At 41.5% G+C, this 18,547-nt stretch carries 16 protein-coding genes; 8 read left to right on the top strand and 8 right to left on the bottom strand.

Annotated elements, in window-relative coordinates; genetic code table 11:
- Positions 1-180: 180 nt before the first annotated feature.
- The 4 genes from AM228_RS15385 to AM228_RS15375 all read left to right on the top strand — a co-directional run bounded on the left by AM228_RS15385 (position 181) and on the right by AM228_RS15375 (position 4,327).
- The gene (locus AM228_RS15385; RefSeq protein ID WP_054466985.1) at positions 181-1,275 is read left to right on the top strand and encodes a Photosystem Q(B) protein 1; all 1,095 of its coding nucleotides are present in this window, start codon (positions 181-183) and stop codon (positions 1,273-1,275) included.
- 726 nt (positions 1,276-2,001) lie between these two features.
- Positions 2,002-2,352 carry a Uma2 family endonuclease gene (locus tag AM228_RS36820; protein ID WP_354636194.1) on the top strand — a complete coding sequence of 117 codons (351 nt, stop codon included), beginning with the start codon at positions 2,002-2,004 and terminating at the stop codon, positions 2,350-2,352.
- Entirely contained in the window at positions 2,346-2,588 is a 243-nt protein-coding gene (locus AM228_RS36815; RefSeq protein ID WP_369817737.1) for a hypothetical protein, read from the top strand. Before AM228_RS36820 ends, AM228_RS36815 begins: the two co-directional genes overlap by 7 nt.
- A 266-nt stretch (positions 2,589-2,854) precedes the next feature.
- Positions 2,855-4,327: an N-6 DNA methylase gene (locus AM228_RS15375; protein ID WP_054466984.1), complete on the top strand. Its 1,473-nt coding sequence runs from the start codon at positions 2,855-2,857 to the stop codon at positions 4,325-4,327.
- Between the two features lie 184 nt (positions 4,328-4,511).
- Here AM228_RS15375 and bchB read toward each other — a convergent pair whose 3' ends face one another.
- A complete protein-coding gene (gene bchB, locus AM228_RS15370) occupies positions 4,512-6,038 on the bottom strand; it encodes a ferredoxin:protochlorophyllide reductase (ATP-dependent) subunit B (RefSeq protein WP_054466983.1) in 1,527 nt (508 codons plus the stop codon).
- Between the two features lie 553 nt (positions 6,039-6,591).
- Here bchB and hppD point away from each other — a divergent pair.
- Positions 6,592-7,629 (top strand): 4-hydroxyphenylpyruvate dioxygenase, encoded by a 1,038-nt coding sequence (gene hppD / locus AM228_RS15365; protein ID WP_054466982.1) that lies wholly within the window; start codon positions 6,592-6,594, stop codon positions 7,627-7,629.
- Positions 7,630-8,136: 507 nt separating this feature from the next.
- On the opposite strand, the gene AM228_RS15360 is transcribed toward hppD, so the two are convergent.
- Complete coding sequence (locus tag AM228_RS15360) at positions 8,137-9,159, bottom strand: endonuclease/exonuclease/phosphatase family protein (protein WP_054466981.1); 1,023 nt, start codon at positions 9,157-9,159, stop codon at positions 8,137-8,139.
- A gap of 392 nt (positions 9,160-9,551) precedes the next feature.
- On the opposite strand from AM228_RS15360, the gene AM228_RS15355 reads away from it, so the two are divergent.
- Positions 9,552-10,673 carry an acyltransferase gene (locus tag AM228_RS15355; protein WP_054466980.1) on the top strand — a complete coding sequence of 374 codons (1,122 nt, stop codon included), beginning with the start codon at positions 9,552-9,554 and terminating at the stop codon, positions 10,671-10,673.
- Between the two features lie 41 nt (positions 10,674-10,714).
- On the opposite strand, the gene AM228_RS15350 is transcribed toward AM228_RS15355, so the two are convergent.
- From AM228_RS15350 to AM228_RS15340, 3 genes are read right to left on the bottom strand one after another with little or no spacing between them, the layout of a single operon-like run.
- Positions 10,715-11,131 carry a hypothetical protein gene (locus AM228_RS15350; protein ID WP_054466979.1) on the bottom strand — a complete coding sequence of 139 codons (417 nt, stop codon included), beginning with the start codon at positions 11,129-11,131 and terminating at the stop codon, positions 10,715-10,717.
- Positions 11,132-11,167: 36 nt separating this feature from the next.
- A complete protein-coding gene (gene rph, locus AM228_RS15345) occupies positions 11,168-11,893 on the bottom strand; it encodes a ribonuclease PH (protein WP_054466978.1) in 726 nt (241 codons plus the stop codon).
- Positions 11,894-11,951: 58 nt separating this feature from the next.
- On the bottom strand, positions 11,952-12,518 hold the full coding sequence (locus tag AM228_RS15340; protein WP_054466977.1) for an adenylate kinase: 567 nt from the start codon (positions 12,516-12,518) through the stop codon (positions 11,952-11,954).
- Positions 12,519-12,903: 385 nt separating this feature from the next.
- On the opposite strand from AM228_RS15340, the gene AM228_RS15335 reads away from it, so the two are divergent.
- Positions 12,904-13,440, top strand: a complete 537-nt coding sequence (locus AM228_RS15335; protein WP_054466976.1) for a P-loop NTPase family protein — start codon at positions 12,904-12,906, stop codon at positions 13,438-13,440.
- Between the two features lie 207 nt (positions 13,441-13,647).
- On the opposite strand, the gene AM228_RS15330 is transcribed toward AM228_RS15335, so the two are convergent.
- Together AM228_RS15330 and AM228_RS15325 are read right to left on the bottom strand one after the other, a co-directional pair.
- Complete coding sequence (locus AM228_RS15330; RefSeq protein WP_054466975.1) at positions 13,648-15,405, bottom strand: VWA domain-containing protein; 1,758 nt, start codon at positions 15,403-15,405, stop codon at positions 13,648-13,650.
- Positions 15,406-15,614: 209 nt separating this feature from the next.
- Positions 15,615-16,175, bottom strand: a complete 561-nt coding sequence (locus tag AM228_RS15325; RefSeq protein WP_054466974.1) for a dCMP deaminase family protein — start codon at positions 16,173-16,175, stop codon at positions 15,615-15,617.
- An 86-nt stretch (positions 16,176-16,261) separates the two neighbouring features.
- Here AM228_RS15325 and dut point away from each other — a divergent pair, with 86 nt between their 5' ends.
- A complete protein-coding gene (dut, locus tag AM228_RS15320) occupies positions 16,262-16,693 on the top strand; it encodes a dUTP diphosphatase (RefSeq protein WP_082348897.1) in 432 nt (143 codons plus the stop codon).
- Positions 16,694-17,230: 537 nt separating this feature from the next.
- Here the strand turns inward: dut and AM228_RS15315 are convergent.
- On the bottom strand, positions 17,231-18,475 hold the full coding sequence (locus tag AM228_RS15315) for an MFS transporter (protein WP_054466972.1): 1,245 nt from the start codon (positions 18,473-18,475) through the stop codon (positions 17,231-17,233).
- Between the last annotated feature and the right edge of the window lie 72 nt (positions 18,476-18,547).

Genomic DNA, 18,547 nt, shown 5'->3' with positions numbered 1-18,547 from the left:
GTTCTCATTGTTTTCATTGTTTTGAATTAAGTAGGAGGAGCAACACTCATGTTGAAGGCGTGATGGGATTACCCCGCGATCGACCGCAATGAAACAGCGGTCAATTCAGCTTCAACAACAGCTTCAACAGCTTCAACAAAGAAGTAGTTTATTTTTCCTAGTATTAGGAGATTTGTCATTATGAGTACCGTTTTACAACCCAAACGCGAAGTCGATATCGGTGACTTGTGGCCGATGTTTGTGGACTGGATCGTTAGCACGGAAAACCGCATTTATATTGGTTGGTTTGGTGTCTTGATGATTCCCACATTCCTGGTCGCAGTGACAACATTTGCGATCGCCTTCATCGCTGCCCCTGCGGTGGATATGGAAGGCATCCGCGAACCTATTTTCGGGTCAATTTTAGGTAATCAAAATATGATTACTGCCGCCGTAGTGCCCACCTCAGCGGCGATCGGTTTACATTTCTATCCCATTTGGTCAGCCAGTTCCATTGAAGAATGGCTTTACAATGGTGGCCCTTATCAACTGATAATTCTGCATTTTGCGATCGCCATTTGGTCTTATATGGGCCGCTTATGGGAATTAAGCTATCGCCTGGGAATGCGTCCCTGGATTGCCGTCGCCTTTTCCGCCCCCGCATCCGCAGCCACCGCCGTATTGCTAATTTATCCCATCGGACAAGGCAGCTTTTCTGAAGGAATGCCCTTGGGAATTTCCGGGACTTTCTATTTTATGATGTCCCTCCAAGCACAACATAATGTGTTAATGCACCCGCTACACATGATCGGCGTTGCCGGAATTTTTGGCGGGGCTTTGTTAAGTGCCTTACATGGGTCATTAGTCACCAGCAGTTTAATTCGTGAAACCAGCGATTTAGAATCCACAAATGTGGGATATAAATTTGGCCAACAAGAAGGAACTTACAATCTTTTAGCCGGACATTCGGGCTTTTTAGGCCGATTATTAATTCCCGGATTAGGCATCCGCAACAGCCGTTCTGTCCATTTTCTCATGGGTGCTTTACCCACCATTGGCATTTGGTTTGCCACCCTGGGAATTGGGGTGATGGCCTTCAATTTGAATGGCTTTAACTTCAACCATTCGATTATCGATGCTTCCGGCAAAGTCATTTCCACCGATGCGGATTTGCTCAATCGGGCTACCCTGGGAATTCAGGCAATGCACGCGCCGAATACCCATCATTTCCCGAATTTGATTGCTGGCGGTGAAGGCATTCCCGTTAGCCTAAAAACGGCTCCAGCGATGATCTAATGCTAGTTATTTTCCGCTTAAATAACCGATGAAAAAAAGCAGCGACTTATGTAATTTATCCTAAGTCGCTGCTTTTTTTTATCGGCTGAAATTCGTTGGCGAAAACATAATCCATAGACTTCGTAAGCCTGAGATAATTTTTTTATAAAAAAATTATCTTTGCCTGGGTAAAATGGCGGCAACTGATTTACTGTTGGCTTTAAATCAGGATTGCGAAAATCACTGACTATTGACTATTGTAGGCGATCGCTCAGATTTATTAATCATTAAAATTAAAAACCTGTTGCTGATATGCGACAGGTTTTATTGATCCGGTGGGCAAAATTTTGCTCACTCGATTAATTTTTTACTGAAAATTCGTCTTGACTGGTCATTTTTCTGGCATTTGATAGTGCCGCTTGGACTTTTTGGCGTTCGGCTTCTATTTATCCGTCTTTGTCATTAAATTCTGGCTTTTTCCACTGCTCTCTCGGTGTTAGCTCATATATGTGAGTTATACCTTTTTTACGGGTTGTTTTTTTGATTAAACCCATACTGGAAAAATACTGACCGCGACGACCGATATGGGCGTATAGCCTGAATTGGTAAAGAAAGGATCTAAGCCATACACCCGGGAACTACTCAGATACTCCCTGAGTACGAGGGAGCAGTCCCTTTTCATGGCAAATCCAAAATCGCCATCTGCCCCAAGTGTTAGACTAGGACTGAGGGTTTGAAACAGCAATTATGATTCAATCTATCCCCGACCTGATTAGTTTTGAAGAATTTATAGAAGCCTATCCAGAAAATGGGCAACGTTATGAATTACTCAATGGAATTTTAGTTGAAATGTTGCCAACCGGCCCGTACGAATTAGTTAGTAGTTTTTTGGCAACGAAACTGCAAGTAGAAATTTGGCAGCGTCGTTTGCCTTATGTGATTCCCAAAACTTGTGTGGTGAAACCTTTTCGAGAGCGATCGGGTTATAACCCGGATGTGATTGTACTCAAACAAGATGTTTTAGGGAAAGAGTTGCTATGGAAAAAAGCATCGACAGTACACAAGGTGACAGTATTGCCCTGGTTATTGAGGTGGTAAGTACCAATTGGCGCGATGATTATTTAACCAAGTTTGACGATGATGAAGAATTGCAAATTGCCGAATATTGGTTAGGCGATTTTCTGGCGCTGGGTGCCACCCGATATACAGGCAAACCAAAACAACTAACAATTACTATTTGTACCCTAGTCGATGAGGAATATTGTCTAGAAAAATTTAATGCTGGCGAGCGATTATTCTCGCATTTTTTTTTATTTGACGTTAACAAAAAATGAAAATTTTTACGCAGCCGGTGATAGCTGATCGTGCTTTCTTTTCAATGCCGATTTTATCCTCTTTTTTAGCAATTGTAGGGTAAAAGCCCACCCTACCCAGCTAGGTCAAGCAAAGGTAACTCTATGCCCCTACAGATTCTTTGGCGGCATACATCACTTCAGCGGTGATTTGGTCAAAGCCGCGATCGCTATTTTAAATTTGATTTTTTTCAAAAAATTAGTTAAAATTAATCAATAGTCATAGCAAGCAAGTTACATAATTAAAAATGGGTCGCCATCCTAAAATAATTCAGACAAAAACAGGTATAGACCGGCGAGAAACAGGTTACTACTCGACCCCGGCTTTTATTTCTGAGTTCATTGCTTGGGCAATTACAAACCTTAATCCCACCGGCAGTTATGCCTTAGATCCTTGTGTGGGTCGCGGGGAAATGGCAATTCCGCTGATGAAGCGGGGTGTATTCGTAGACGGGATGGATATTTTATCCTTCAATTTGCCAGAAACCATAAATTTTCACCCCCAAGATTTTTTAGAATACTATATCAATCAAAAAAATCACTGTATTTTAAATCAAAAAATAGGACTAAATTACGATTTTTATATTGCTAATCCACCTTATAACTGCCATGAAGTCGATTATATTAGACAAAATAAATCTAAGCTATTGAGTTTTTTCTCAGACGTAGGAGTACATAATATGTATTCCATGTTTATATCGGCGTTAATTGATTTTGCCAAGAATGGCGCTTTGATCGGGATGATTACTCTGGATTCATTCCTGACGGCTAAAGCGCATACAGAATTGCGGCAAAAAATTATCAATAATTGTGCAATTCACTATCTGATTCTTTGTCCCAATGACCTGTTTTTGGCTCAAGGGGCTGACGTGCGGACTTGTATTATGATTCTGCAAAAAGGACGCGAGTATCAAAAACAAGTTAAAATAGCAAATCGTCCGTTAAATATGCAAAAATTGGCCACAACATTAGAAGCGAAAAAATTTGTCACCGCACCTTTAGAGCAAATTCTGCTGTCAGGGAAATCAGATCGCTATGAATTTGCGATCGCCATGACCGATGAAATCCAGGGGCTATTTTCTTATCCCAGGTTAGGAACTTTATTTCCTTGTGTCACCGGAATTTCTACCGGATGCGATCGCGAATATTTATCTAAACAGAAAAAACCAGGATTTAACATACCCTTCTATAAAAATCCTGGTAAATCTCGGTTTTTTACTCATCCTAATGCTTACTTAGCCGATAATTTCTTATCAATTGCCCAAAAAGTTCCTAATTTTATGGTGCGTAACCAAGACCTATTATATCGACCGGGAATAACTTGTTCTTCGATGGGAATTCCTTTTTCTGCTTGCTATTTACCAGCTAATTCAACTTATGGAGTCAATGCCAATATTATTACGAGCGATCGGGATACTTGGTGGCTGATTGCTTACTTAAATAGTCATTTGGTGACATTTATGGTCCGGGGGATATTAAATCGGTCTAACATGATTACTTCTGGTTATTTAGGGCGGATTCCTATCCCGGAAATTAGCGTTAAGGGAAAAGAAAAACTTCAAATATTTGCTCAGGAAGCTTATGAAAAAAAAGTCTCATCGCAAGCAGCAATGCAATATATATTTGCGGTGAATCAAGTCATTTACCAAGAGTTAAGTTTATCCGCAGAAACGATTAGTATAATTACCAATTTTTCAGAAAATATATTACAAGCAATTTAGCTATATATAAATTAGCGGATAATTTAGCAATTGTAGGGTGGGCAAAATTTTGCCCACCCTACCCAGCTTATTAGATTCAAAAATTTATGATAAGCCAGACATTTTAGCAATTGTAGGGTGGGCAAAATGTTGCCCACCCTACCCAGTCGAAAACCGGGTTTCTCAAAGAAACCCGGTTTCTATGTCATGCCCCTACAGATTCTTTTGCCGCATACATCACTTCAACGGTGATTTGGTCAAAGCCGCGATCGCGAGCAAATTTTTCCGTGTTCCGCTTAATTTTGCCTCGGACAAAACCAGGGATTTTGTTTAATTCTGCTTGGGCATCTTTTGTCCAAGTCAGGTCAGAATCCGCCGAAATTCCTTTAGTAATCACTTCTTTGGTATCGTGACCGCCAAAGATTTCTAGCAGGTGGTCTTCCATGCCCAAAGTAAAGGAATTGTAGATTAAATCCACCAGTTGATTCGCCCCTTCATAACCCAGGAAAGGAGTGTAACCCACGGGGAAATTTTGAATGTGAATCGGTGAGGCAATCACCCCACAAGGAATGTCTAAACGTTTGCCCACATGACGTTCCATTTGGGTGCCAAAAATAGCTGCCGGTTCTAAGCGGGCGATCGCATCTCCAATCGCTGCATTATCGTCACTAATCAGCACTTCATCGCAATATTCGCTGACTTGTTCCCGGAACCAATCCGCATCATATTTACAATAAGTTCCCGCCAAAACCACATGAATTCCCATTTCCCGCGCCAAAATTTTTGTCATAGCAGCAGCATGGGTATTATCCCCAAACACCACCGCTTTTTTGCCGGTTAAATTTTGGCAGTCAATGGAACGAGAAAACCAAGCCGCTTGGGAAATAAACCGCGTTTGATGATCGATAAATTCTTCATAATTTACATCCGCACCTTGGGCATTCAGCACTTGCTGAATTTTGCGGATACAGCGGGCTGTTTCCACAATTCCCATCGGGGTAATATCAACTAATGGCATCCCAAATTCGCTTTCCAAATATTTGGCCGCCATCAAGCCTAATTCCCGATAAGGTACTAAGTTAAACCAAGCGCGGGGCAGGTTTTTCAGATTATGAACCGAAGCACCTTCGGGAATCACTTCGTTGACTTCAATGCCCAAATCAGCCATCAAGCGCTTCAATTCCGTGCAGTCGTGATTGTTGTGGAAACCTAGGGTAGACATTCCAATAATATTGACGGAAGGTTTGTCGGTTTTTCCTTCCGGCAGTTCGCCTTTTTTCCGGGCTTTATTGATATAAAATTTAACAATTTGATCCAGGGTGCGATCGGCGGCTTGCAGTTCATTCACCCGGTAGTGATTCACATCTGCCAGCATCACATCCCCTTTGGCATCGAGTTGTGCCCGTTGCACAAAGTTTTCCAGGTCTTCTTGCAAAATGCTAGAGGTACAAGTGGGGGTGAGAACAATCAAATCCGGGGTTTCTTCCCGGTCTTTGCGAACAATATTTTCCACCACTTTTTCTTGAGAACCCCGCGCTAAAACATTGCGGTCTACTACGCTGGCAGTCACTGGGGTAAAATCCCGTTCCCGTTCCAGCATTGATCGCATCACATTAAAATAGTCATCGCCGAGAGGAGCGTGCATAATAGCATGGACATTTTTAAAAGAACTGGCAATGCGAAGGGTGCCAATATGTGCTGGGCCGGCATACATCCAATAAGCCAATTTCATAAGTATATTCTCCTAATTTAGGTTTCTGGGTTTCTAGGCGATCGCCCAGATTCTTGGTTGTCTCTGATCTAGCCTAAAACTAAAACAATGGTTTTGTTTTTTATTTAACGTTTTTTAATGTTTTGGCATATTTCTTTAAGATGTGAGAAGGGTAAAATGGCAGGAGAAGGAGCATTTTTTCCTGTCCAATCCGGGAAAACCCCCCTACACCTTACACCCTAGGGCGCAAGCATTGCGGCCCTAGACCCTACACCCCAATAATAAGTATAATGACAAAATTGAGTTTACCTTAGGGAAATATCTCCAGCAAAAAGCATAAACAGTTAAGTCATGGTATGAGGCGATCGTAAGTATTTATATACGATAAAAACGAGCTAATAATATTTTATTATTATTCTTAATATTGAAATTTTTATTAAAAATTAATAAATAAACAGGGTATAATTTAGCAAATTAAGCCACTATATGATCCTCCGAGCGAACCAAAAAGATGGCCAATGGCTTGCTATCAATATTTCTGCCAGACTTTTTTATATTTATATAGGTTTCAAATATGCCACAAACAACCGATCAAGTTAAAGTATCATCGATTTCCTTCTTAGAGTTTTCCGGTAGTCGTCCTCACTTGCTTTTAGCTCTGTTCGAGAAAATGGGAATGCGAAAAGTGGGAGAATTTGGTCAAGCACCCGCTACCCTGCATTGTCAAGGAGATATTCACTTTATCTCTAACCCTGGTGTTGGGGGGAATACGGAGATATTTCGCAGTATTCATGGCCGGGGTGCGAGTGCGATGGGTTTTAAGGTAGAAGACTCCCAGAAAGCTTTTGACCAAGCAATTTCCTTGGGGGCTGTCCCGGCGGAAAAAACGGACTATGATATTCCGGCAATTAAAGGTGTGGGTGCTTCGCTAATTTATTTGGTAGATGATGAACAGGAGAAAAAGTTATTTTCTCTGTTTAATTACCAACGTAGTTATGAGATTAATCCTGAAACCTGTTTGGAACGTATCGATCATCTTACCCATAATTTGAACCAAGGTGGTGTAGAGAGGATGTGCCGTTTCTACGAAACAGTCTTCGGTTTTGAAAGGATTCGGTCATTTCATATTCATGGGAAAAAAACAGGTTTATATAGTGAAGTTGTCGCCAGTCCTTGTCGGAACGTGATCATCCCCCTGAATGAAACTAAAGACGATCGCTCTCAAATCGCCGAGTTTATTCGTGAGTACAATGGGGAGGGAATTCAACATATTGCCCTGGCTAGTACCAATCTATACAAAACTGTTGCTGGTTTATCCGATAAAGGCATTGAGTTCCAAGATACTCCAGATACTTATTATGAATTAATCGATCGCCGCTTACCCAGCCATACTGAAAATGTCGAAAAGTTGCATAAACATAAAATTCTGATTGATGGTGGGGAAGCTCAGGGGGGCGGGTTTTTGTTACAAATTTTTACGAAAAATAGTATCGGCCCAATCTTTTTTGAGTATATTCAGCGCAAGGGTAATCATGGTTTTGGGGAAGGAAATTTCCAAGCGCTGTTTGAGTCAATTGAGTTAGATCAAGAACGTCGAGGGGTTTTCGCTTAAAGACTGGTATTCCTAGAAAATTATACCATTTACAAAAAATCATCCAACAGTAGGGGCAAAGCATTCCGGCAGATCGTATCCGCTCAAAATATTAACCTATATACGGTCATGCTTCGCCCCGCCCCGCTATTCTACTGTTGCATTTTTAATTGGAAACGGTATTAGTTATATATAGACAAGTGGGGATTTGAGTGCTGGAAATCCTGGGCAAGGGTTTGTCCAATTAGCGGTTGTTTAATCACCATAAATTGATCGCGACCAAATCTTCATGATTGTCACCTATTTAGGACTATTAAAATCAAAATATTGGGTTTTTGGCAATAAATATAACCTGATTTTTTTTTGGAATGGTGAGAGGATAAACGTAAAAAAATTTTTTGCTTTTAACTAGAAATACCTGTCGGAAAGGGCGAAGCATGACCGGATTAAATCTCTGCTTTTAACCATAAATCTCTGCGGTCATGCTTCGCCTCTACAATCCACAATATTTACAGGGATTGGGATCATCTATATAGATGATCCCAATTTCTTTAATGTCATTTCCACAGCCAATAAAATATGATCCGAGGGCTGTTCAGGATTAGGAAAAGAACTGGTTACTTGGTCGCGAGTGGGTAGGGGCAAAGCAGAAACTACCTGCCATTGAGGAGATAACCAAATATAATCTAAGGTTTCTTGAAAAGGAGCTTTTTTTCTGGTTTGAGCATAGTTGGTAAATTCCGGTTCTTGACCAAATGCCTCCCGATAAGCACTCCGCAATGGTGTGGCTAATTCAGGTCGCCAGCGATCGCCTTTGAGGATTGGTGGATAAGCTGGATGATTACTAGCCATTGACCCCGTAGTAATTAACTGATATTGAGATTCGGCGGGGCGAATATTAAAATCTCCCGTTAAAACAAAGGGATCATTTTGGGCTAATTCTTGGATACGTTGCACCAACATTGATGTATGAATAGTCATCACTTTCGGGGCATAATAAACACAGGGCATATGATAAGTCGCCACCCCGAATCGATCGCCTTGTGCTTTATCGTCTAACCGCAGAAAAATCACTTGATTCGTCCGCCGTTGGGCATGAGCGATCGCGTGTTCCAGACTTTTGGCCTTTTTTTTGTCCCACAGACGCACAAATCCTTGGAGGAAATTTCTTGCAGCCACGGCTAAAGGGGATAACTTTGGCCAATCCCGGCTATCACTTAACCGTTCTATTTTGGCCTCTAACATTTGGTACTTTCCCAGAGGAAAAGCAATGGCTACTCCCATATAACCATTTTTCTGATGGCCATATAAACCCGTGACTAAATAATAATTATGGTTAGCGAAAAACCGATGCAACTCACCAGCCCACAATGTCGAAACTTCTTGGAGACAAATAATCGAGTTTTGGGCAATTTCCGGTAATAATTTGGCCACGATCCGGTTGAGGCGAGTTTCTGGGTCTAAGTCAGCCCGATCGCACTTAACAAAATGTTCCGGTTCAGCTAAATGGCTAGAGAGGATATTATAAGTAACAAACCGATGATTAGACATACAATTTTTTAGAATGAAAAATAATTACTAAAAACAGGATATTTTTTGGGTGTTTTTTTTAATCAAAGGAATTTATTAAATCATCTATTAACTTTTAGCTAATTAACCAAGATATCTGCAATATTAACATATATATGATAAATATGGGCAAATTTTAATATTTTTTATAGATTTTTATATGGCTTAACCTCAAATTTAAATTTGGCATAGATTGGCATAGATCGATAAACAGAAAACGATTTTATGAATTTGCTATACTAGACTTGTGGCCAAATTCTCGCTTATCCGATTGGCGTGCTTATCGGGGGGTGGGGGTATCGATCCGTTATCAAAGCCAGAATTGTCTAGATCAAGGCACGGAATTAAACAATAATATAATATAGATTCATCAAATGACAAATTATCAGAAAAATGAACCGAATCATAACCGATTTAAATCCCTCGATATTCTCAGAGCGATCGCGGTTTTATTAGTCCTAGGCAGACATAAATTTATTAGTGAGGTTTGGTATATCGCTGGCTGGACAGGGGTTGACTTATTTTTTTTATTGAGTGGCTTTCTCGTGGGGGGAATTTTATTCAGAGAATACAAAAAAACTGGCAAAATCAATTTTTATGATTTTTTAAGTCGTCGCGGAATTAGAATTTATTTACCATTTTATCTATTAATTGCCGTAACAATTTTATATAATCTGATTTGCCAACAACCTTTTAAGCTGGCGTCGGTAGGGGCTGAACTATTCTTTGTGCAAAATTATTTTTTAGGTCTGTGGAATCATACTTGGTATTTAGCTGTAGACCAGCATTTCTATGTGATTGTTTTACCGATTTGTTTAATCAGTTTATGCCACTTTTCTAAAGATAAAGCAGATCCATTTAAGGCGATCGTTCCTCTGGTTGTAGCGATCGCTATTTTGATGCTACTCGTTCGGATCGTCACAGAGTGGTATATTCCCTATACAAATCACTATCTTCATCATACTCATTTACGGTTAGATTCACTCAGCTTTGGCGTTTTACTCGCTTACTTGCACAATTTTCACCAGGCTAAATTTTCTCAGTTTATTCAGCGACGCATGAATAGTATCCTGATAGTCAGCATTTTTTTCCTCTCACCTTGTCTAGTTTTAGACTTGGAAAAAAGTGTTTTTATGCACGAAATTGGTGTCACTTTCGTGGATCTTGGGTTTGGGGGTCTGATCTGTTTTCTACTGTACTGGCAACCTCATTTGCCTAAAGGAAATCCAATCCATAAAATCATTGAGGCGACAACTGATGCGATCGCTTTTATTGGTTTAAATTCATACTCAATTTATCTTTGGCATATGCCTGTTGCGAAATGGGTAGTGGAATGGATTAAAGAAATTTCTCCGCATAAAATTCATTTTGTTGTTGAATTTTGGCTTTATCTATTCGGCAGTATTCTCTTGGGAATTTTTATGGCTCAATTAATTGAACATCCGGTGATTAAGTTACGCGATCGCTTATATCCATCTCGCCCAAATCAGACTTAGCAAAATTCACTCAATTCTGAGTAGATACTGATCGGAAACTATCAAAAAATTTTCTGATCGATCATCCAGGTAATTAGGCGAATCACCCCGATCGCAAATAAACTAAAGCAAAGAAAAGATAATCCATTAACAATGGTTGCTGATAAAAATCTAGAAAATAGCCAATCCGTACCCAAAGATAATAACCAACCAGATAAGCAAAAAAATCCAATTAAACTGCCAAACTGAATACCATAAAACACATATTGCTTAAAGATTTTTACGGGTGCCGCACCTAGGGGAAAATCTTCTTTTAGCAGCCTAAAAATTACCCAGATCGCCAAGGCAGTGAATAGCAAACCACTGAGAACAGGACCACTCAGACGTTTATCTTGTAACGCCCCCCAATATTTAGGAAAAATGGCGATCGCCCCTGTGAACGCCATTGTAGAAATCAGAGTCAGAAAGTAGCGTAACATGGTTTACTCCTTAAGCAATTCTAATCATTAAATGATTCAGACAGAATTACTAATTACCTTACCCTGGGCGGCGAATAATTCTTTCATGCCTTTTTCCGCCACATCTAAAATCTGATTTAATTGACCTCGGCTAAAGCTACCCGCTTCCGCCGTACCTTGGATTTCAATTAAGTTTAAATCCCCGGTCATTACCACATTACAATCAATATCTGCTGCCACATCTTCCGGGTAATTTAAATCCAGAAATGCCTCACCGTCGAGCAGTCCCACGGACACTGCTGCCACCTGATTAATAATCGGCGATCGCGCCAATTCCCCTTTTTCTACTAGCTTTTGCATCGCCAAAGACAGCGCCACAAACCCGCCCGTAATGGCCGTTGTCCGCGTTCCGGCATCCGCTTGCAACACATCTGCATCCACCGTAATCGTCCTTTCTCCTAACACTTGAAAATCCAAACAAGACCGCAAACTTCGGCCAATTAACCGTTGAATTTCTTGGGTGCGACCGGATAGCTGCATAAACTCCCGGCGTTGCCGTTGTAACGTAGCACCGGGAAGCATTCGATATTCCGCAGTCAGCCAACCTTTCCCTTGACCGAATAAAAATTTCGGCACTCCAGGCTCAATACTAACATTACAAAGTACCTGGGTATCACCACATCGAGTTAACACCGAAGCCGCCGCAAATCGAGTAAAATCTTTCTCAAAAGAAATCGGACGTAATTGATCCGCTTTTCTGCCATCAGGACGTTGCCAAGTCATAAAAAAATTCAATTAATTCTTAAAAATTATATGGGCGATCGCCTCTCACCCTGTGACATTATTGAGTCTTAATCTGGGTCAAAACTTCCTGAAATATTGCTTCGGGAGTTTGTTCTCCGTGAACGGAAATCAGGCGTTGTCGCTGGTAATATTCATAATATTCCAACAAGGGAATCGTGCGCTGATTAAACAAATCAATCCGCCGTTTGACGATTTCCGGTTCGTCATCAGTCCGCCTATATTCTCGATTTTTGCAGCGCTGGATTAATACATCCTCTGGCACATTTAAAAAAATCGCCCAATCTAACTTTTGCTGCAAATGATCCAGTAAAAAATCTAACTCTTCCGCTTGGAAAGCGGTGCGGGGATAACCATCCAATAACCAGCCATTTTTCGTATCTGGTTGCAGCAGGCGATCGCGCACAAATTTAATCATCGTCATATCTGGCACCAGTTCGCCTTTTGCCACATAAGGTTGGGCTTTTTTTCCCAACTTCGTTTCTGCCGCGATCGCCTCTCGAAGAATATCGCCAATAGAAACCAAAGGAATTTGAAAATAATTACACAACTTATTTGCTTGTGTTCCTTTGCCAGCACCCGGCCCGCCCAGAATTACCAATCTCACGAAACTACTCTCCTACTCGTACCCACAGTAGACTTTACTACAAATTTTACCTTTCATCATTAAAAAAGTTATTTTTCATTCTTTATTTGTTACTTGTTTATTGCTATTTGTTATATGTTATTTGTTAAAAGACCAAGGAAGAATGACAAAAAAAGAAATTTTGGATTTTAAATAAATTTACAGAATTTATCCCAAAGCAAGTATCATCAAAAGCGATGGTGATCTAGGCCACTTCAGTTTCATACATCTAGTGTTCATTTTTGCCTAAATTATCAAAAATACGCTACATATTGTCTGTTATCATGGTCATGCTCCACAGCTTTTGTCTCCGTAGATCTACTATTTAGACCTTCTATTAGACCTTCTAACAGGGAAAACTGCCCGTATGATTGCACAGCTTGAAACTCCGATTGTCGAAACTCCAATTCGTCCCGCTTATGCGATTTCGGGACTGGTTCAGGTGTTCACTAGCACCCACCGCTGCTTTTTTACCAACGTCATGGCGCAAGCCTTGAGAATTGCCGGTCAGGGAACCCCAGTGTTAGTGGTACAGTTTCTCAAAGGCGGAATCGGTGGTGGGAAAGAAAATCCCGTTCGCCTAGGGCAAAATTTAGAATGGATTAGATGTAATCTGCCCCGCTGCATTGACACCCCTGAACTGGAAGAAATCGAAGTAGCTGCCTTACGCGAATTGTGGGAACATACCCAACAAGCGGTGACGGCCGGAAAATACGATTTAGTCGTGCTTGACGAATTAAGTTTGGCTATTCATTTTGGCTTAATTCCAGAAGAGGAAGTGATCGAACTACTGGATAATCGTCCCAGTCACGTTGATATCATTTTAACTGGGCCAAATATGCCGAATGCTTTATTAGATCAAGCTGACCAAATTACCCAAATTCGCCGCAGTCACCGACCTTAATTAGGAGCAATTATAAAAACCGGGTTTCTTGGATAAAAACCCGGTTTTTAATTACTTTTGAACCCAACTAAGATTTTCTAGCTATCCGTAGGGTGTGTTAGCGCAAAGCGTAACGCACCAATACGCTATATGTAGATTACTTGCGTAAGTCCTAATTAAAAACGGTATTAGTTGGGTTTCGTGCCTCAACCCAACCTACGAATACTACTAAGATTTTCTAGGGGCGATCGCCTGACTTTTTTCTACCAACCGAATAAACTCAGCCCGATAGCCTTCTAAATCAACTCCTTGGGACTCTTGCGCTAACTTTAACACCTCAGCAAAAGTAGCCGAACCCTTATAGGGAGAATCTCGTAAAATCATCCCAAACTCTGCCACTGCCGCCGCAAATTTCAAATTATTAGAAGCATCAGCAAAACTCACTTGGTTCTCAACCACTGGCTGTTGAATTAACTTCGACTCATTCTCATTCGGTGCCTTATAACGCAACTTCACCATCATCAACTCATTGCTATTATAAGCCGTCGCATCCACCGCATTCTGTTGATACTTTAACGGATCGACAGTGGGTAAATTCACATCACTTTCTACCCCAGTAGGAATAATCTCATAAAGTGCCGTCACCGAATGACCTGCCCCTAATTCCCCCGCATCTTTGGTATCATCATTAAAATCTTGATCTCGCAGGCGGCGATTTTCATAACCAATCAACCGATAAGCTTGCACTTTTGCCGGATTAAACTCCACTTGAATTTTCACATCTTTGGCAATAGTTAACAGGGTCGCCCCCATTTCACTAACTAACACCTTTTTCGCTTCTAGCAAGCTATCAATATAAGCATAATTGCCATTACCTTTATTCGCCAGTTGCTCCATTTTGGCATCTTTTAAATTGCCCATACCAAAGCCAAGCACCGTCAGAAAAACCCCCCGTTCTCGATAATCTTCAATTAGCCGCACCAGTTCCCCATCACTGGAAACTCCCACATTAAAATCCCCATCAGTGGCTAAAATAACTCGGTTATTTCCTGATGGAATAAAATTTTGTTTTGCCACTTCATAAGCCAGCTTAATTCCTTCTCCACCAGCCGTAGAACCACCGGCGTTTAACTCATTAATAGCGCTTAAAATTTTATCTTTTTGATTTCCCGGTGTGGGAGGCAAAACCATACCTGCTGCCCCGGCATAAACCACAATAGATACCCGGTCTTTTTCCCCTAACTCATTCACAAGTAACTGAAAAGAAGACTTCAACAAAGGCAACTTATTCGGGTCTTCCATTGACCCAGAAACATCGAGCAAAAATACCAGATTACTCGGTGGCAGTTCTTCCGCTACGATACTTTTTCCTTGTAAGCCAATACTGACTAACTGATGTTTAGAATTCCAGGGAGTTTGAGCAATTTCTGTGGTAACGGAAAAAGGTTTATCTCCTTCCGGTTGGGGATAGTCGTAAGGGAAATAATTAATCAACTCTTCAATTCTCACCGCATCCACAGGGGGCAAAGTTTTCTGACTAATAAACCGCCGTAAATTGCTATAAGAAGCCGTATCTACATCAATGGAAAATGTAGACAGTGGGCTAACCGTGACTGGTTGAAATGGATTCTCTACGATCAGATTATATTGTTCTGTATTAAAGTCTTCAATTTCCCCTTCTTCGGGTTTAGCAATATTCTCCGACATTTTTAAGGATTCCGCTTTGGTTTCCGCCATCATTTGCGGTGCATTTGCTACTTGTTCCTGGGGAGTTGCGGGGGCTGGAGTACCCGGTGTGGTTGTTGCTGGTGCTGGTGTGCTTGCTCCTGGTGTTATTGTCGCGTCACTGCCCAGTGTTTTATCCCTTGAAGCGGGTTTACTTGTTTGTTGGGAATTGGGGGCGCAAGCTGCCAAAAATAGCACGGGAATTAACCCAGCTAACAGGGTGACAGTCAAGGTTTTAAAGCAAAAAATTGGTTTATTCATGGTATTATTAGAAATAAAATAGGAAAATGATCTAACATGATTTGCCAAGGTAAATCAAAAGGGAGCATTCGATATTTGCAAACAGGATAGTAGGGGCGAAGCATTCGGACAGTTATCTTAACTGTGAAAACCGAGAATTAACTGCCCGGTAAGCGAAGCTATGCCGTCAGGCTTTATGCTTCGCCCTGACAAAGATGAAATGCTCCCAATCAAAAATTTTTATTTCCAGGAATTGACGTGGGATTTAATAGAAATGACGCCGCTTTTTGGGCAATGGTTTCTGATAAGTGAATTTGTTTAAGGGTGACTAATCCCTCAGCAATAAAAGAGTCTCTAACTAAGGCTTTTTCCCCACTATTAAAAGAGGTTTCATAGTAAATTTCGTGAATTCCAGCGGAAATCACCAGTTTTAAGCAGGAGAGACAAGGTTCTAAGGTGACGTAAATACAAGCCCCTTCCGTGGAAATGCCGTGTTTGGCGGCTTGGGCGATCGCATTTGCCTCCGCATGGACAGCGCGAGAGGGCAAAGTTGTGGAAGCATCACAACTACTTAATCCCGGATAGCAATATCCTTGGGTGGTACAGTGGGGGGAACCAGCCGGGGCGCCATTGTAGCCCGTCGCTAACACCTGCTTATTTTTGACAATCACCGCCCCCACGGGAAACGCTAGGCAACTCGACCGTGTAGCCGCCAATTTCGCCAACATGAGAAAATATTCATCCCAGGTAGGTCTAAGGTCGAGTTGGGATACTTGGGGTTTATTTTCCATCATAATCAAAATTTTTATGTTTCGCTACAAAAGGCTAAAAAAATCCTACCAGGATTTATATATAGACAAGCGCAATTATGGTCAAAATCAACATGAAGATTCATCTGTTATATGCTGATGCCCAAGTTCCCACCTATGCCCATGACACCGATTCAGGCATGGATTTGTTAGCGTATGAAGACATTTTAATCCCTGCCGGTGAATGGCGGTTAGTGGGGACGGGAATTGCCATAGAATTACCCCATTTAACCGAGGCGCAAGTTCGCCCTCGCAGTGGTTTAGCTGCCAAGCATGGCATTACGGTGTTGAATACTCCAGGCACGATTGATGAAGGCTATCGGGGAGAAATTAAAGTGATTTTAATCAATCATTCCCCGCAGGATTTTCAGGTAGAAAAAGGGATGAGAATTGCTCAAATGGTGATTGCCCCTGTTTTCCGCCCAAAGGTGGAGGTTTGTCGCGGAGAAATCAGCGCCACTACCAGAGGCGCTAAGGGATTTGGTTCGACGGGAATTTAGGAGGAATTAGTCAGAATTAGGTAGGGTGTGTTAGGCGGAATTTACGCGGGATTTACTCTGGGTAAATATCGAAAATATATTATATAAATTATTATATAATATATTAGAATATTAGACAAAATATTAGACCAGATTGCTTTCCCGAAACCGGATAGAACCCCCCAACCACCCTTAAAAAGGGGGCTAAGGGCTAATATTGTGAGGGTTGAAAGCCCGGATGGGAAAAATCGTTATTTTACGGCGGTTTTCAAGTGAATAGGCCATAAATATTGGTCGGTTCTATCGGGGCTTTTAGGGGCGAAGCATTCCCGTAAGAGAAACCGGGTTTCTGGTTTCATACCGGGACGACCACTTAGGAGCCTACAAGAAACCCGGTTTCTGAAGGCGTAAGTTTTGTACGGGAATGCTTCGCCCCTACACGAAATAACGATCTTCTGTTGAAGGATTTTTCGTGGTTTATAAACCCCTACAAGATTAGGGCTAAAAAGGGGGGGGTTGGGGTTTTTTAGAATGCAGCTAGACGCACCTTTAAGTCTATTAATGATTACTTTTTAAGGTTCGATCTAAGAGTTGCAAAATCGCGATCGCACCTAGCACTGTAACCGCCCAGCCTGGCCATAATAAATCTGCCCAAGGACGGGGTCGATCGAATGTCCAACCAGCTAAGACTGGGCCAATAAAATAACCCACAGCCCAACATTGAGAGTTAATTGAAAGATAGACCCCGCGACCGGAGGGGGGTGCTAAGTCTGCCACCAAAGCAGAGGCAGAAGGTAAATAAGCAACGGTGGCGATCGCCAGAATGCCGGAAGCCAATAAAGCGACCACAATTTGACCAGAATTGATGATTCCCGTAATGCCAGTGAAAATAAAACCAGTACCCCATAATAGGCTAGAAAAAATCAATGCTTTTGTATGACTAAAGCGGCGGAGAAACCGGGCGGTTGGTAATTGTAAAACAATCGAAAGGACGAGGTGCCAAGTAAATAAAGCACTAATTAAGATCGTGGGCAAACCTGAGCCAACAAACTGACTAAAATAAATTGGCATTGCGGTGTGAACTTGGGAGATATAGGTAGTAAACAGAATATTTACGACACAATAAATCCATAAGGCGCGATCGCCCATAGCAACCAACCAGCCATTTTTTTCTAATTTCTGCTTTTGATGGCGATCGAACTGATAAGTTTCAGGAATGGCTTGATAAATAACCCCGGAAAATACCAAAAAAGAAATCGCATCCACCACAAATAAAAGCCGATAAGACCCCATTAAAGAGACAAAAATTCCGCCCAGGATAATTCCCAAACCTAACCCACAACTATCTCCTAATCGAGTAATGGCATAAGCTTCATGGCGCTGTTCTCCAGTGCTTAAATCAGCCACCACTGCTTCAGTGGCAGGCCAATATAAACCGATGCCTAAACCCATCATTAAATTTCCGGCCAATAACGTATAAAAATCTTGAGTATTGGCTAAAATAAAAGAAGCCAAACTGGAAACTAAAGTAGACAAAAGTAAAGTGCGTCTTCTGCCCCACCGAGGAGAATCGCTCATTGAGCCACTCAAAAAACGGCCAATCACTCCAGAAACGGAAATACTCCCCAGGGCAAATCCCACCTCAGTGTTAGTTAATCCCAATTCATCACTAGCAAAAAATATTGGGGCATAAAATAAAGTAAATCCCGTCCCAATTCCCGATAAAAATCTGCCAAAAATTAGAATCCAAATTTTTTGGTTAAGTTTGGGCAAATGAGCCAAAATTTGCCGATGCAATTTCATGTATTTGTTGGTTGTTAGTTGTTGGTTGTTAGTTGTTGGGTAGGGATTCTTTGGTTGTTGGTTGGGGCCGCC

Source organism: Planktothricoides sp. SR001, assembly GCF_001276715.1.
Taxonomy (GTDB): domain Bacteria; phylum Cyanobacteriota; class Cyanobacteriia; order Cyanobacteriales; family Laspinemataceae; genus Planktothricoides; species Planktothricoides raciborskii.
This window is presented reverse-complemented; position numbering and strand designations above follow the sequence as displayed.

Excerpts from the sequence above, each read along its gene's own strand:
- AM228_RS15335 (WP_054466976.1), top strand. The coding sequence starts at position 12,904 with ATGATTGCACAGCTTGAAACTCCGATTGTCGAAACTCCAATTCGTCCC.
- AM228_RS15355 (WP_054466980.1), top strand. The coding sequence starts at position 9,552 with ATGACAAATTATCAGAAAAATGAACCGAATCATAACCGATTTAAATCC.
- bchB (WP_054466983.1), bottom strand. The coding sequence starts at position 6,038 with ATGAAATTGGCTTATTGGATGTATGCCGGCCCAGCACATATTGGCACC.
- AM228_RS15315 (WP_054466972.1), bottom strand. The coding sequence starts at position 18,475 with ATGAAATTGCATCGGCAAATTTTGGCTCATTTGCCCAAACTTAACCAA.
- AM228_RS15385 (WP_054466985.1), top strand. The coding sequence starts at position 181 with ATGAGTACCGTTTTACAACCCAAACGCGAAGTCGATATCGGTGACTTG.
- AM228_RS15325 (WP_054466974.1), bottom strand. The coding sequence starts at position 16,175 with ATGGAAAATAAACCCCAAGTATCCCAACTCGACCTTAGACCTACCTGG.
- hppD (WP_054466982.1), top strand. The coding sequence starts at position 6,592 with ATGCCACAAACAACCGATCAAGTTAAAGTATCATCGATTTCCTTCTTA.
- AM228_RS15330 (WP_054466975.1), bottom strand. The coding sequence starts at position 15,405 with ATGAATAAACCAATTTTTTGCTTTAAAACCTTGACTGTCACCCTGTTA.
- AM228_RS15375 (WP_054466984.1), top strand. The coding sequence starts at position 2,855 with ATGGGTCGCCATCCTAAAATAATTCAGACAAAAACAGGTATAGACCGG.
- rph (WP_054466978.1), bottom strand. The coding sequence starts at position 11,893 with ATGACTTGGCAACGTCCTGATGGCAGAAAAGCGGATCAATTACGTCCG.
- AM228_RS15360 (WP_054466981.1), bottom strand. The coding sequence starts at position 9,159 with ATGTCTAATCATCGGTTTGTTACTTATAATATCCTCTCTAGCCATTTA.
- AM228_RS36820 (WP_354636194.1), top strand. The coding sequence starts at position 2,002 with ATGATTCAATCTATCCCCGACCTGATTAGTTTTGAAGAATTTATAGAA.
- AM228_RS15350 (WP_054466979.1), bottom strand. The coding sequence starts at position 11,131 with ATGTTACGCTACTTTCTGACTCTGATTTCTACAATGGCGTTCACAGGG.